The sequence below is a fragment of the Ensifer sp. GW821-FHT05G01 genome, assembly GCF_059419585.1.
In genome coordinates this window covers 105176-118878 of record NZ_JBWKSC010000014.1, presented here as the reverse complement: position 1 = coordinate 118878, position 13703 = coordinate 105176, and the positions used below count along the sequence as shown (strand labels likewise).

Below are 13703 nucleotides of genomic sequence, written 5' to 3'. Positions count from 1 at the left end.
CATGGCGATCGAAGCCGTCGACCTGCCTGACTTCGCGCGAAAGGCGATCAATCTCGCCTCCGCCGGCCTTGGCGCCAGGCCGGTCTTTGCGACGGACGAGTTCTTCGCCCCGCTTGAGCGGCTGCTGCAGGATTGTCCCGCAGTCTTCCATCCCGGTGTCTACGACGACCACGGCAAATGGATGGACGGGTGGGAAACCCGGCGCCGGCGCGGCCCTGGCCATGACCACGCAATCGTCGCCCTTGCCGCAAGCGGCCGGATCGCCGGCTTCGACGTGGACACAGCCCACTTCACCGGCAACTACCCCAGTGCCTGCGCCATTGATGCCTGTCTGGCACCAGGAGGACCTGATGAAACGACAGTGTGGACCGAGCTTTTGTGCACGAGCCCGCTTGGCCCAAGCGCCCATCATTTCTTCCCGGCGCGGGTCGAAGGCGTTTGGAGTCACGTCAGGCTGCGCATCTATCCCGACGGCGGCATTGCCCGGTTACGGGTCTATGGCACGCCCGAACTCGACCTAAGTAGGTTCGGCGACGAGGCCGTCGACCTCGCATCCTCGCTGCTCGGCGGCCGGATTGTCGCCTTTTCGAACGGCCATTACGGCCATCAACGGCTGCTGGCGCCCGGGCCGGCGATCAACATGGGCGACGGCTGGGAGACGCGGCGGCGGCGCGAACCGGGCAACGACTGGATCATCGTACACCTTGCCGCACGGACGTCGATCGAACGCGTTATCGTCGACACCGCACATTTCAAGGGTAACTACCCGGATGCCTGCTCGGTGCAGGCGGCCGACCTCAGCGAGGCGGAGTGTGCCGTTGACGCTGCGGTGACAGCATCGTCGCTCTACTGGCGGGACGTACTGCCGCGCCAGCAGCTGAGCCCCGACAGCATCCATGACTATGGCGCAGGCATGATCGAAGACATCGGTCTCGCCACTCATGTCCGTCTCAACATCTACCCCGATGGCGGCGTCAGCCGGCTGCGAGTCTTCGGGCGCATTGCAGGTGCCGGCACCCCTTAAACGACCAACATCAGACGGAGGAGCGTCACATGAAGGAGATCGTCATACAGCCGTTGACCCGGGAGGCTTTTGCGCCTTTCGGCGACGTGATCGAAACGGAGAATGCCAACAACTTCCCCATCAACGGGGGCAATGCAACCCGCTACCACGACCTCGCCAAGATCGATACAACAGGCGAAAAGGCCCGGCCCATGATCAGCCTGGTGCGCGGCGTACCCTATCCGCTGCCGCTGAAACTCACCATGGTCGAGCGCCATCCGCTCGGCAGCCAGGCCTTCATCCCCTTGAGCGACAATCCGTTTCTGATCGTCGTCTCCCGGGAAACCGACGAAGGCCCGAGTGAACCGATCGCCTTCAAGACCACCCCGGGCCAGGGCGTCAACATCGCTCGCAATGTTTGGCACGGCATCCTGACGCCGCTTGAAGACGTCTCGGATTTCGCGGTGGTCGATCGCGGCGGCGAAGGCGTCAATCTGGAGGAACACTTCTTCAAGGAGCCGTTCCTGATCGTGTGAGTGAATCCATGACCCGGTCGTCCGGTCGGGTTATCGGTGCGCCAGGGCCTCGCTGGCCGCCGAAATCGGGCGAAGACTGCGGCCTCAATAGCCGCCATCCCGCCGGAATTTTGTCGGCGTGTATCCAGTCACGCGGCGGAAATCGCGCGAGAAATGATAGGGATCCGGATAGCCGCAGACGGCGGCCACCGCCGAGACCTTGGCATCGGGTCCAACCAGCAGGCGCTTTGCCTGGTTGATCCGCTCGTGGCGCAGCCAGTCCATCGGCGTCGTTCCAACCATGTCGCGAAAGCGGCGAAAGAGTTGCGACGGGCTCAGCCGCGCAAGCGACGCAAGATCGTCGATCGTCCAGGGCCTGGCGAGATCGTCGCGCATCACTGACAGAACCTGAAGCAAACGGTCTTCACCGGACCTGTCCTCGGCCGGTTCGGCTCCGATCAGCCGTGGCGCGATCATGTCCGCCATCAGCCCCGCGATGGCGGCGCTCGACAAGGCGTCCGTCGCCGGCGAGCGCTCGGCAAGAAATCCGCTCACACTTTCGAACGCCGCCTGCGCGCTCCGCATGTCTCTCGGCACGAACAATGGCGACTGCTGCACGCCAAGAAACTGATAGAGCGCATCAAGCCCGTGTCCCTCGATCCCCATCCAGAGATAACGCCAGCTTTCGCTGTCGGCTGCGCAGCTATGCGCATAGGCCTGAGCCGTATCGAGCCAGGCAACACTGCCGGTTTCGGCCAGGAACCGTTGACCGCGCACCTCGATCAACCCGCATCCGCCGATCGTGTAGACGAAGACATGCTGGTGGAACCGTTTGCGGATCGGCGCCTCGTCATGGCGTGCCGTCCGGCTTCCGGCCACCAGCGCCAGATAGGGAAACGCATCGGCGAATTTTGCCGGTGTGTGGAAATAGATCTCTTCGCTTTCGGGCAGCATGCCATTTTCTGGCATTCGATGCGAGTTTTGTCCATCATCTTGCGACAGGGCACCATTCACAGAGCTACGGCAGTGACGTTATCATGCAGCTTTATGCACGGAGAATTGCCCATGACCGAAGCCGCGCCGAATGGCGACGCCGCGAATTTTACCTTCGCGCCGCTGTCCCCGGATTTTGCTCGCGATCCCTATCCGACCTACCGCGCGCTGCGCGAAAAAGAGGGGTTGCACTATTTCGCGGATTTCGACATCTGGCTCGCCTCGCGCTTCGAGGATGTCTCGGCGATCGTGATGGACAAGCGGATGGTCCGCTCGCTTGAGGATATCGCCACAGCCGAAGAAATCGCCAGCATTCAGCGCGCCGGCAACTGGCACGACATGCCGAACCATTCACGCTTCGTACAGTTCAGCCTTCTCGACAGCGACGGCGCCGTGCACGACCGGCTGCGCCGGCAGGTGTTCAAGCTTTTCACGCCGGCGATGATCGCCAAGCTGCGCGACCAGATCCAGGCCTATGTCAACAGGCTGATCGACAGTCTTGCCGATCGCGGCCAGATCGATTTCGTCGATGATCTCGCGGCCCATGTGCCCGGCCATATCATCGGCCGCCTGCTCGGCGTTCCCGATGAAGACTGTCCCCAGTTGCGCATCTGGTCGGAAAACATCGTCCAGTTTTTCGACGTCGACCGCTCGGATGAACGCAAGCTGATCGCCGAGACCAACACAACAGAGTTCTACGAATACCTGATAACCCTCAAGCACGAACGCGAGCGCAGCCCAAAGGACGATCTCATTTCCGTTCTGATCGAGGCAGAACGAGCTGGGGCGATGAACGCCGACGAGTTCATCTCGACCTGCATGCTCATCCTGATGGCCGGCCACGGCTCGACGATCGACGTGCTCGGCAGCGGCATGCACGCGCTGTTGCGATTTCCCGACGAGATGGTACGGCTGCGCCAGGACCCGGCATTGATCCAGACCGCCGTGCAGGAAATGTTCCGCTACGAGTCGCCTCTGCCGTTCTTCCATCGCCACTGTATCGAGGACGTGGAAATCGCCGGACGGACTTTCGCGCGTGGCACCAAGTTCGGCGTGCTCTACGGCGCAGCCAACCGCGACCCCAGACAGTTCGACAATGCCGACAGCTTCGACATCGGCCGCAGCCCCAACAGGCATCTCGCCTTCGGAGGCGGCGTGCACTTCTGTCTCGGTAACCATCTCGCCCGGCTGGATATGGACATCATCTTCAGCACCCTGCTGCGACGCTTTCCGCAGATCGAGCTTGTCGACGAGAGGCCCGAATACAAGCGCGGCCTCTCGGTGCGAGGCCCGAAGCGGCTGCAGATCGCCATCAAACCGGCTTGAACGCCAGCGATCGCGCCTTGTCGCACAAGATACGTCGAACGAATTCAGATTTGAGTGGAGACTATGGAATGCCAAGGATTGTTTTTGTGGATGCCGAGGGGAAGTCGACCGAGGTTGAGGCCGAAATCGGCCAGTCGGTGATGTCCGCGGCCGTTCAAAACGGCATCGACGCCATTGCGGCCGAATGCGGCGGCTCCTGCGCGTGCGGCACATGCCACTGTTACATCGACGCGGGATGGAGCGAAAAGCTGCCCGCGCCCGACTACCAGGAGCAGGACATGATCGAGTGCGTCGTCAATCCGGATGAACGCAGCCGGCTCAGCTGTCAGATCACTGTTTCCGCCGCGCTCGACGGCCTCGTCGTGCATCTGCCGGCCGGGCAATACTGAACGGGGCTAACGCACCGTCGTATGTAAAAAGACCGGAGCCGCAAGAGGTCTGCGGTCCGGCCAGCCTTCTCGGGGGAAGTTCTGAGATTACGGTACCGGGGCATTGTCTGCCCCGGTCTTTGTCTTATTCGGCGAAGAAGGCAAAGCGCACGATGAAGAGCGCCGCAACCAACTGCGTTGCCGGGTGGATGACGCTCCACTTGCCGGTGAACACCTTGAGCACGACATAGCTCACGAAGCCGAAGGCAAGGCCGTTGGCGATCGAATAGGTGAAGGGCATGGCGAGTGCGGTGAGTGCTGCCGGTGCCGCTTCCGTCAGGTCGTCCCAGTCGACTTCCGTCAGTTCGCGCATCATAAGGCCCGCGACATAGAGCAGGGCCGGAGCCGTCGCGTAGGATGGGACGGCGGCCGCCAGCGGCGAGAAGAACAGGGCCGCCAGGAAGAGCACGCAGACGGTGAGCGCCGTTAGGCCCGTGCGACCGCCAGCCTGGACGCCGGAGGCGCTTTCGACATAGGCGGTGGTGCTGCTGGTACCGATCAACGAACCGGCAACGATGGCGGTGCTGTCGGCGAGAAGCGCACGGCCGAGACGGCTTGGCTTTCCTTCTTCCACCAGCTTGGCGCGCTTGGCCACCCCGATCAGCGTTCCCGTGGCATCGAAGACTTCGACGAGCACGAAGACGAGGATCACGTGGACCAGACCGCCATGGAGCGCGCCCATGATATCGAGCTGCATGAAGGTCGGTGCGATACTCGGCGGCGCAGAGACGATACCCTTGAATTCGCTGACACCCAGCAGCATCGACAGAATGGTGACGACGAGGATGCCGATCAGGATCGAGCCGCGCACTTTGAGCGAATCGAGCACCGCAATGACGAAGAAGCCGAGGATCGCCAGCAGCGGACCGGTCTGCTTCAGGTCGCCGAGGCCGACCAGCGTTGCCGGATTGTCGACGACGATGCCGGCATTCTTCAGCGCGATGATGCCGAGGAACAGGCCGATACCGGTGGCAATCGCGCTTCTGAGTGAATGCGGGATGCCGGCGATCAGCCAGCTTCGCACCCCGGTTACAGTCAGGATCAGAAAGATCACGCCGGAGATGAACACGGCGCCCAGCGCCTGCTGCCAGGTGAAGCCGAGAGCTGCAACCACGGTAAAGGCGAAGAAGGCGTTGAGGCCCATGCCCGGCGCCATGCCGATCGGCCAGTTGGCGACGAGCGCCATGACGGCCGAGCCGAGTGCGGCGGCAATACAGGTCGCGACGAAGACGGCATCCCTATCCATGCCCGTGGTCGACAGAATGTCGGGATTGACGAAGATGATGTAGGACATCGTCAGGAATGTCGTGACGCCGGCAATCACCTCGGTGCGCACGGACGTCCCATGCTCATTTAACTTGAATAGTCGTTCAAACATATTTCCTCCCTTGGCGGCGTCGCCACGACGCAGCCGAACGACAGAGATCGGGACACAGTCTCCTCCAGTCCCCGACCAGTGCATTTCGATCGTCGCCGAATGATCCGGCGCAACCGCATCACGGACCGCATGCGGCCCATGCCGGGCGGGCGATCGTCCGCCCCCTTGAGACGACGCGAATGCCCTTGTGCACAGCCTTCGGATTGTGCGTCTTCCCGCGGCCGACCGCTAGCCGTCCATTCCAGGGTTCGGCGATGAAAGACTTTCAAATTTTTCGGAGCAGTTGCGGCCGATATGACGGCCATTTCTCGACTTTTTGCCGGCGGATTCGGCGGCCGAAGCACGCGGGAAAAATATCTCCGACCGGCCTCTTGACCTTCCAACGATGGGAAGCCCCATCTTTGTCTCACATCGAAAACAAGGAGACAAGCGATGCAGAACTACAAGATCGACAACATGACCTGCGGACACTGTGCCGGCAGCGTCCAGAAGGCGATCCTGAGCGTCGATCCGCAAGCATCGGTCAAGGTCGATCTCGGCGCGCGTGAGATCAGCGTGGAGACCGTCGCCGCAGCCGGCTCGATTACCGAAGCGCTGAAGGCGGCAGGCTACGACAGTCGCCTGCTCTGAACTGGAAGCTTGACGGTGCCTCCCGGTCACCGGTTGACGCCTCGGCTCAGCGCCGGGGCGTTTGCCGTTTGATGGCAGCGGACCGAAGCAGAAGATCGTGGTGCGCATTATCAGAAGAAATCTTTGAAACCGCCCTTGACCTTCCCATCGTTGGAAGCCCCATCTTCCGATAAAAGAACAGGATAAAGGAGCACGATCATGGGATCTGTGACCACCATCGAAACCAAGAACGCGACGGCAATTCCCGGTGCTGCGCTCACCGCCAGCATACCGGTCGAAGGCATGACATGTGCCTCGTGCGTCGCACGCGTGGAAAAAGCGATCCGCGCAGTCCCTGGGGTTACCTCCGCCTCCGTCAACCTGGCGACCGAGCGCGCCGATGTTCGCTTCGATGCGACGACCAAGGCCGCCGACATCGTCAAGGCGATCGAAAACAGTGGCTATGGCGCCGCTGAGGAATCGATCGAGCTGGCAATCGAAGGCATGACGTGCGCCTCCTGCGTCGCTCGCATCGAGAAGGCGCTGAAGGCGGTGCCCGGTGTGATGCAAGCCAGCGTCAACCTCGCGACCGAGCGCGCCTCCGTGCGGCTCACCAAGGGCATTGCGACGTCTGCCAGTCTCGAACAGGCCGTGCGCGCGGCCGGCTACGACGCCCGGCGCATCACCGGCGACGAGAGCACCGACGAGGAAGCAGAAAAGCGCGAGCGCGAAGCGAGGCGCCTCAGCCGATCGCTGCTGATCGCCGCCGCTCTGACGCTGCCGATCTTCGTCCTGGAGATGGGGTCGCATTTCATCCCGGCCGTGCACGACTTTGTCATGATCAACATCGGCATGCAGGAGAGCTGGTACCTGCAATTTGTGCTGACGACGCTGGTGCTCTTCGGTCCGGGCCTGCGCTTCTACCAGAAGGGCATCCCGGCGCTCCTGCGTCTCGCGCCGGACATGAATTCGCTGGTCGCGATCGGCACCGCCGCCGCCTGGGGTTATTCGGTCGTCGCCACCTTCGCATCCGGACTTCTGCCCGAGGGCACGGCCAACGTCTATTATGAGGCCGCAGCCGTCATCGTCACGCTGATCCTGCTCGGTCGAGTGCTGGAAGCCCGTGCCAAGGGCCGCACCTCCGAGGCGATCAAACACCTGATGGGTCTGCAGGCAAAGACGGCACGCGTTGTACGCGACGGTGAAACGATCGAGATTGCGCTTGCCGACGTTCATGCCGGCGATACCGTGCTGGTGCGCCCCGGCGACCGCGTTCCGGTCGATGGCATCGTTGTCGAAGGTAATTCCTACGTCGACGAATCGATGATCACCGGCGAACCGGTTCCGGTTGAAAAGACCGCAGGTGCTGACGTTGTTGGCGGCACGATCAACAAGACAGGCTCCTTCACCTTCCGCGCCACCAAGGTCGGTGCCGATACGGTGCTGGCACAGATCATCCGCATGGTCGAACAGGCCCAGGGCGCCAAGCTGCCGATCCAGTCGCTGGTCGACAAGGTGACAGCCTGGTTCGTTCCGGCCGTCATCGCCATCGCCGCCATTACCTTCGCGATCTGGCTGATCTTCGGTCCGGATCCGGCGCTGAGCTTTGCGCTCGTCAACGGCGTCGCCGTGCTGATCATTGCCTGCCCCTGCGCCATGGGTCTTGCGACCCCCACCTCGATCATGGTCGGGACCGGCAGGGCGGCCGAAATGGGCGTGCTGTTCCGCAAGGGCGAAGCCTTGCAGACCCTGCGCAACGCCCAGATCATTGCTGTCGACAAGACCGGCACGCTCACCAAGGGCCGGCCGGAGCTGACCGACCTCGACACCGCCCCCGGATTTGAACGTGGCGACGTGCTAGCATTCGTGGCTGCCGTCGAAACCCGGTCGGAACATCCGATCGCCGAGGCGATTGTCGAGGCCGCGAAGGCGGAAGGCATCGCTATTGCAGCGCCTGCCAACTTCGAAGCCGTGCCCGGCTTCGGCGCCAGCGCCACCGTCAACGGACGCAGCGTCCATGTCGGCGCCGACCGGCTGATGGCCAAGCTCGATCTCGACGTCTCGATGTTTGCCGACCAGGCAGCCCGCCTCGGCGCGGAAGGCAAGAGCCCGCTCTATGCCGCAATCGACGGCAGGCTTGCGGCCATCATCGCCGTTGCCGACCCGATCAAGGAAACGACGCCGCAGGCGATCCGCATGCTGCACGATCTCGGCCTCAAGGTGGCGATGATCACCGGCGACAACCGTCGAACCGCAGAAGCGATCGCCGCCAAGCTCGGCATCGACGAAGTCATCGCCGAGGTGCTGCCCGACGGCAAGGTTGCCGCCCTGAAGCGGCTGAAAGCCGGCGGCCGTGCCGTCGCCTTCGTCGGTGACGGCATCAACGATGCGCCAGCGCTTGCCGAGGCCGATGTCGGGTTGGCAATCGGTACCGGCACGGATGTCGCGATCGAAAGCGCCGATGTGGTGCTGATGTCCGGAGATCTCCTGGGCGTGCCGAACGCGATCGCCCTGTCGAAGGCAACGATCCGCAACATCAAGGAAAACCTGTTCTGGGCCTTCGCCTACAACGCGGTCCTCATCCCGGTTGCTGCGGGCGCTCTCTACCCCGCCTATGGCCTGTTGCTGTCACCGATCTTCGCCGCCGGTGCGATGGCGCTGTCGAGCGTCTTCGTGCTCGGCAATGCGCTTCGCCTGAGGAGTTTCCGCGGCGTCGTCGCGCAAACGCCCGCGACGCGATAACAGCACACCTCTCCCCGGCGGCTCGCCCACATGGTGCCTGCCGGGGAGAGTTCCTATATTCGATACGAATACAAGCGCTCCGCGCACCGCTCGAAAGGTGAAGTCATGAACATCGGCGAAGTCGCACGCGCCTCCGGCGTTTCGACGAAGATGATCCGCTACTACGAAACGATCGGCCTCATTCCGCCGGCCGACCGCAGCGAGGCCGGCTATCGCAACTACGGTGACAACGACGTCCACACCCTGCGCTTCATCCGCCGATCCCGCGATCTCGGTTTCACCGTCGAGCAGATGGCCGATCTGTTGACGCTGTGGCGCGACCGCTCGCGCGCCAGCAGCGAGGTCAAGAAGATCGCGCTCGAGCACGTCGAAATCCTCGAGCGCAAAGCCGAGGAATTGAAGGCGATGAGCCGTACGCTGAAGCACCTGGCCGCCAATTGCCACGGCGACGGCCGGCCGGATTGCCCGATCCTCGACGATCTCGCCGCCATGGCGACCGAACCGTGCAAAGCTCCCGAGCCGGCACGCTTCGGTCCGGCCGGCCTCGAGCCGGTCCGCAACCGCCGACGGGCCTAAGAACTTGGGCCAAGGCTCACGCATTCGTGAGCCTGAGCTACGCCGGTAGCATTGACAGGAATCGAGAGCGTTTCTACGGATTGATGATGGAAAAGGCACGACATGCATATCAGCGTCTGCTGACGATGCTCAAGCTGGTGACGATGCTGTCGCTGGCCGTGTTGCCCTTTTCCACGGCTGCCGGCATGACCCACGTTGCCTCGCATGCGGCGATGCAAATGCACGCAGCAACGCAGCCGGATGCCTCGGTCGATACAGCGACCCTAAGCGAGCATTGCCCGAGCGCCGACAGCAACAAGACGAAACCGATCAGCGACAGCGGCAAGGCCGACAAGAAGGACTGCTGCAAGACGTTCTGTGCGTCCGTCGCCGTTCTTGCCGATGCCGGCGAAACCCGCTTCGGCCTGCCACGCTCCACATTGAACGCCGGGCCGCAGTCGCAGCTGAGCCCCGGCGACCGTGCCGGTCTGCACCGCCCTCCAAGAACCTGATTTCGTGAACAGCTGACCGCATCTGCGGTCAAGGTCTTGGCCTGCCCGGCTTTGCCGGTCGGACGCCGATATCCGTCATTCACATTTCAGGTCGTACCATGAAACGTCTGTTTCCCATGGCGCTCCTGCCCATTCTTCTGGGCGGATGCGCAACCACGATGCCTGCCGAGGTCACAAGCCTCGCCGATCCCGCGGAAAGCTCCGCGAATACCAATAACCAGACCTACAGAAGCCCTGTCGCCGGTTACGTCCACCGTGAGCCGGTCGGCCCGAAGCGCTGGGTTCCGCTCAACGATGCGCAATCTCCCGTCAAGGGAGACGCCTCATGACCATGCGGAAGTTCAAGCTTGCAGCGATCATCGGTCTGCCGTTGGTCCTTGCCGGCTGCGCCACAAACGCCGAATATTCGGCTGGGGATGCCGGGTTCACGACCGTCGAGGCCAAGGTCGGTGCCGGAACTGCAAAGCGAAGCGTCTGGATTCAGAACCGCGAACAGGCCGCGAAGGCGGAATCGCAGGTGAAGGCACTGCTTGCGCGCAAATCGGTGGATGCCGATACCGCTGTCCAGATCGCACTGCTCAACAACAAGGGCCTGCAGGCCGCCTATGCGGATCTCGGCGAAGCGTCGGCGGATGCCTGGCAGGCAACGATGCTGCTCAACCCGACGATCTCGATCGGCACCACCGGGATCGGAGCGCCGGAGCTTCAAGCTTACCGCGCCATCGAAGGGCTGATCACGACCAATATCCTGGCGCTGATGACGCGGGAGAAGACCATCGCTGTTGCCGACGCCCGCTTTCGCCAGGCACAGCTCGCCTCAGCCCTGCAGACGCTTGCGCTTGCCGGCGAAACCCGGCGCGCCTGGGTTGAGACGGTCTCGGCGTGGGAAACTGTGGCACAGCTCAACCGGGCGCAGGCAGCCGCCGACGCAGCTTCCGAACTCGCAGCCAAGCTCGGCGAGACCGGCGCCATGGGCAAGGCCGACCAGGCCCGCGAGCATGTGTTCAATGCGGAACTCGCCGGCCAGGTGGCAGAGGCGCGTCTCGCCGCCCGCCTTGCGAAGGAAAACCTCACTCGGAAGATGGGACTTTGGGGAGCGAATGCCGACTACCAGGTACCCAACCGGCTGCCCGACCTGCCGAAGGCGCTTTCCCGCCGGGACAGCATCGAGGCTGAAGCGCTCAAGCGCCGCGTCGATTTGCAGATGGCGCGCCTGGATCTCGAGGCGGTGGCAAAGTCCTATCGGCTGACCGAGGCGACACGCTTCGTCAGCGATCTGACGCTCGTTGCCGGTGCGGAAGCCGAACGCGAGCGCGAAGACGGCGACACAAAGCTCGAGACAACAGGCCAGGTGGAGCTGGAGTTCACCATCCCGATCTTCGACACAGGCAAGGCCAGTCTGCGCAAGGCGGAGCTGGCGCACATGCGCGCAGCAAACCAACTTGCCGAGAAGGCGGTCAACATCCGGTCTGAAGCGCGGTCTGCCTACCAGGCCTATCGATCGCGCTACGACATCGCCCGACACTATCGCAACACCGTCGTACCGTTGCGCACGAAGATCGAGGAGGAAGCCACTCTCAGCTACAACGGTATGATCACCAGCACCTTCGAACTGCTCGCCGACAACAGGTCTAAGGTGGACTCAGTGATCCTCACCATCAATGCCAAACGCGATTTCTGGCTCGCCGACGCCGATCTGATGACGGCCATTCATGGCGGCGGCGCAGCGGCCGACGCAGGCGCGGATTGAAAGGGACGATGACCATGTTCAACAGACGACAAATCCTTGGCGCAGGCGCGGCACTCGTTTCCACCACAGCCTGGGCACAGACCTCGAACTCCGGATTGCCGGAAGCGGAAGGCATGGACAATGCCGCCACGCAGAAGCCGCTCGTGCCGACGAGTGGGCCGGACTACAATCCGGTCGTCACGCTCAACAGCTGGACCTTGCCGCACCGGATGAACAATGGTGTCAAGGAATTCCACCTCGTCGCCGAACCGGTGGAACGCGAGATGGCCGAAGGCATGACCGCCTATCTCTGGGGCTACAACGGCCAGTCCCCCGGCCCGACCATTGAGGCGGTCGAGGGTGACCGGGTGCGCATCTTCGTCACCAACAAGCTGCCGGAGCACACGACGATCCATTGGCACGGCATGATCCTGCCATCGGGCATGGATGGCGTCGGTGGCCTGTCGCAACCGCATATCCCGGCAGGAAAGACGTTCGTCTACGAGTTCGATCTCGTGAAGTCTGGGACCTTCATGTACCACCCGCACGCCGACGAGATGGTGCAGATGGCCATGGGCATGATGGGCTTCTTCGTCATCCATCCGAAGGACCCGGCCTTCATGCGGGTCGACCGCGACTTCGTCTTCCTGCTCAACGCCTATGACATCGACCCCGGCACCTATGTCCCGCGCATCATGGAGATGACGGACTTCAACATGTGGTGCTGGAACAGCCGCATCTTCCCGGACATCGATCCACTGGTCGTTGCCAAGAACGACCGGGTGCGGGTGCGCGTCGGCAACCTGACGATGACCAACCATCCCATCCATATGCATGGTTACGATTTCGAGGTGACCTGCACCGATGGCGGCTGGGTTCGACCCGAGGCCCGCTGGCCGGAGGTCTCGATCGACATTCCGGTCGGCGCCATGCGCGCCTACGAGTTCGACGCCAAGTATGAAGGCGACTGGGCAATTCATTGCCACAAGTCGCACCATACGATGAATGCGATGGGCCACGATGTGCCGACCTTCATCGGCGCCGACAAGACTGAGGTCGCGGCCAAGATCCGCAAGATCAAGCCCGACTATATGCCCATGGGGACGGCTGGCATGGCCGACATGGGCGAAATGGAAATGCCGCTTCCCGACAACACGATCCCAATGATGACCGGCTGGGGTCCGCACGGCGCGTTGGAGATGGGCGGCATGTTCTCGGTGGTGAAGGTGCGCGAAGGCATCTCCGCCGGGGATTACAGCGACCCCGGCTGGTACGAAAACCCGCCGGGAACACAGGCCTGGGAATGGACCGGCGCGCTGCCGGAAGCCACCCGCGCAACCGACGCCAAGACGGTGATCACCGCACCTCCCGCGAAAAAGGGCTGATCGCAATGACCTCTTCCAATGCAAACAAGGAAACCAAGATGAAGACGACACTTTTCGCACTGGCGTTCATCGCCGCTTCCTCGCTCGCCTCGCCGATGCTGGCCAGCGGTTCGCACGCCGGCGGACATGACGCCATGTCGATCGGAGAGCCCGGCGACGCCAAGAAGGCGACCCAGACCGTGCGCGTGACGATGAAGGAAACTGACGACGGCAAGATGATCTTCACACCGGCAACCATCAAGGTCCGCCAGGGGCAGACCGTGCGTTTCGCGATCAAGAATGTCGGCGAACTCGAACATGAATTCGTCCTCGACGACAAGGCGCAGATCCAGGAGCACAAGGTGGCGATGGAGAAGTTCCCGGACATGGAACACGCCGATGCGAATGCCATTCGGCTTGAGCCTGGCAAATCCGGCGAGATCGTCTGGACCTTCACCAACACCGGCACCTTCGAATTCGCCTGCCTGGTGCCCGGCCACTATGACGCCGGCATGCACGGGCCGCTCGAAGTCGTGAAGAAGTGACTGT

The 13703-nt window shown here is 62.7% G+C and carries 14 protein-coding genes; 12 read left to right on the top strand and 2 right to left on the bottom strand.

Translation table 11 applies throughout. The features are described 5' to 3' along the window. Position 1: 1 nt before the first annotated feature. Positions 2-1024 carry an allantoicase gene (alc, locus tag AC07UR_RS28090; RefSeq protein WP_209790017.1) on the top strand — a complete coding sequence of 341 codons (1023 nt, stop codon included), beginning with the start codon at positions 2-4 and terminating at the stop codon, positions 1022-1024. Between the two features lie 29 nt (positions 1025-1053). Then, positions 1054-1539 (top strand): ureidoglycolate lyase, encoded by a 486-nt coding sequence (locus tag AC07UR_RS28085; RefSeq protein WP_209790018.1) that lies wholly within the window; start codon positions 1054-1056, stop codon positions 1537-1539. 84 nt (positions 1540-1623) lie between these two features. Here the strand turns inward: AC07UR_RS28085 and AC07UR_RS28080 are convergent, their stop codons facing one another. After that, the gene (locus AC07UR_RS28080; RefSeq protein ID WP_173423064.1) at positions 1624-2472 is read right to left on the bottom strand and encodes a helix-turn-helix transcriptional regulator; all 849 of its coding nucleotides are present in this window, start codon (positions 2470-2472) and stop codon (positions 1624-1626) included. Between the two features lie 111 nt (positions 2473-2583). On the opposite strand from AC07UR_RS28080, the gene AC07UR_RS28075 reads away from it, so the two are divergent. Continuing rightward, positions 2584-3837, top strand: a complete 1254-nt coding sequence (locus tag AC07UR_RS28075) for a cytochrome P450 (protein ID WP_209790019.1) — start codon at positions 2584-2586, stop codon at positions 3835-3837. Between the two features lie 68 nt (positions 3838-3905). Next, positions 3906-4226 carry a 2Fe-2S iron-sulfur cluster-binding protein gene (locus tag AC07UR_RS28070; protein ID WP_209790020.1) on the top strand — a complete coding sequence of 107 codons (321 nt, stop codon included), beginning with the start codon at positions 3906-3908 and terminating at the stop codon, positions 4224-4226. Positions 4227-4350: 124 nt separating this feature from the next. Here AC07UR_RS28070 and AC07UR_RS28065 read toward each other — a convergent pair whose 3' ends face one another. Continuing rightward, positions 4351-5643 (bottom strand): NCS2 family permease, encoded by a 1293-nt coding sequence (locus AC07UR_RS28065; protein WP_173423067.1) that lies wholly within the window; start codon positions 5641-5643, stop codon positions 4351-4353. A gap of 432 nt (positions 5644-6075) precedes the next feature. Between AC07UR_RS28065 and AC07UR_RS28060 the strand changes: the two genes are divergently transcribed. The 8 genes from AC07UR_RS28060 (at position 6076) to AC07UR_RS28025 (ending at position 13699) form a co-directional block, all read left to right on the top strand. Continuing rightward, complete coding sequence (locus AC07UR_RS28060; protein WP_209790021.1) at positions 6076-6273, top strand: heavy-metal-associated domain-containing protein; 198 nt, start codon at positions 6076-6078, stop codon at positions 6271-6273. A gap of 198 nt (positions 6274-6471) precedes the next feature. Then, positions 6472-8994, top strand: coding sequence for a heavy metal translocating P-type ATPase (locus tag AC07UR_RS28055; RefSeq protein WP_209790022.1), 2523 nt, complete (start codon positions 6472-6474; stop codon positions 8992-8994). 105 nt (positions 8995-9099) lie between these two features. Beyond that, positions 9100-9570 carry a Cu(I)-responsive transcriptional regulator gene (cueR, locus tag AC07UR_RS28050; protein WP_209790023.1) on the top strand — a complete coding sequence of 157 codons (471 nt, stop codon included), beginning with the start codon at positions 9100-9102 and terminating at the stop codon, positions 9568-9570. A gap of 86 nt (positions 9571-9656) precedes the next feature. Beyond that, positions 9657-10061, top strand: a complete 405-nt coding sequence (locus tag AC07UR_RS28045) for a hypothetical protein (protein ID WP_209790024.1) — start codon at positions 9657-9659, stop codon at positions 10059-10061. Positions 10062-10159: 98 nt separating this feature from the next. Beyond that, the gene (locus tag AC07UR_RS28040) at positions 10160-10390 is read left to right on the top strand and encodes a hypothetical protein (RefSeq protein ID WP_173423072.1); all 231 of its coding nucleotides are present in this window, start codon (positions 10160-10162) and stop codon (positions 10388-10390) included. After that, positions 10387-11811, top strand: coding sequence for a TolC family protein (locus AC07UR_RS28035; RefSeq protein ID WP_209790025.1), 1425 nt, complete (start codon positions 10387-10389; stop codon positions 11809-11811). Before AC07UR_RS28040 ends, AC07UR_RS28035 begins: the two co-directional genes overlap by 4 nt. Before the next feature lie 14 nt (positions 11812-11825). Further along, the gene (locus AC07UR_RS28030) at positions 11826-13175 is read left to right on the top strand and encodes a multicopper oxidase family protein (protein WP_209790026.1); all 1350 of its coding nucleotides are present in this window, start codon (positions 11826-11828) and stop codon (positions 13173-13175) included. Between the two features lie 38 nt (positions 13176-13213). Next, positions 13214-13699, top strand: coding sequence for a cupredoxin domain-containing protein (locus tag AC07UR_RS28025; RefSeq protein ID WP_209790027.1), 486 nt, complete (start codon positions 13214-13216; stop codon positions 13697-13699). Positions 13700-13703: the final 4 nt, after the last annotated feature.

Bases quoted from the DNA above. Each gene is read 5' to 3' on its own strand.
- AC07UR_RS28055 (WP_209790022.1), top strand. From the start codon at position 6,472: ATGGGATCTGTGACCACCATCGAAACCAAGAACGCGACGGCAATTCCC.
- AC07UR_RS28030 (WP_209790026.1), top strand. From the start codon at position 11,826: ATGTTCAACAGACGACAAATCCTTGGCGCAGGCGCGGCACTCGTTTCC.
- AC07UR_RS28070 (WP_209790020.1), top strand. From the start codon at position 3,906: ATGCCAAGGATTGTTTTTGTGGATGCCGAGGGGAAGTCGACCGAGGTT.
- AC07UR_RS28075 (WP_209790019.1), top strand. From the start codon at position 2,584: ATGACCGAAGCCGCGCCGAATGGCGACGCCGCGAATTTTACCTTCGCG.
- AC07UR_RS28065 (WP_173423067.1), bottom strand. From the start codon at position 5,643: ATGTTTGAACGACTATTCAAGTTAAATGAGCATGGGACGTCCGTGCGC.
- AC07UR_RS28045 (WP_209790024.1), top strand. From the start codon at position 9,657: ATGGAAAAGGCACGACATGCATATCAGCGTCTGCTGACGATGCTCAAG.
- AC07UR_RS28025 (WP_209790027.1), top strand. From the start codon at position 13,214: ATGAAGACGACACTTTTCGCACTGGCGTTCATCGCCGCTTCCTCGCTC.
- cueR (WP_209790023.1), top strand. From the start codon at position 9,100: ATGAACATCGGCGAAGTCGCACGCGCCTCCGGCGTTTCGACGAAGATG.
- AC07UR_RS28085 (WP_209790018.1), top strand. From the start codon at position 1,054: ATGAAGGAGATCGTCATACAGCCGTTGACCCGGGAGGCTTTTGCGCCT.
- AC07UR_RS28080 (WP_173423064.1), bottom strand. From the start codon at position 2,472: ATGCTGCCCGAAAGCGAAGAGATCTATTTCCACACACCGGCAAAATTC.
- AC07UR_RS28040 (WP_173423072.1), top strand. From the start codon at position 10,160: ATGAAACGTCTGTTTCCCATGGCGCTCCTGCCCATTCTTCTGGGCGGA.
- AC07UR_RS28060 (WP_209790021.1), top strand. From the start codon at position 6,076: ATGCAGAACTACAAGATCGACAACATGACCTGCGGACACTGTGCCGGC.
- AC07UR_RS28035 (WP_209790025.1), top strand. From the start codon at position 10,387: ATGACCATGCGGAAGTTCAAGCTTGCAGCGATCATCGGTCTGCCGTTG.
- alc (WP_209790017.1), top strand. From the start codon at position 2: ATGGCGATCGAAGCCGTCGACCTGCCTGACTTCGCGCGAAAGGCGATC.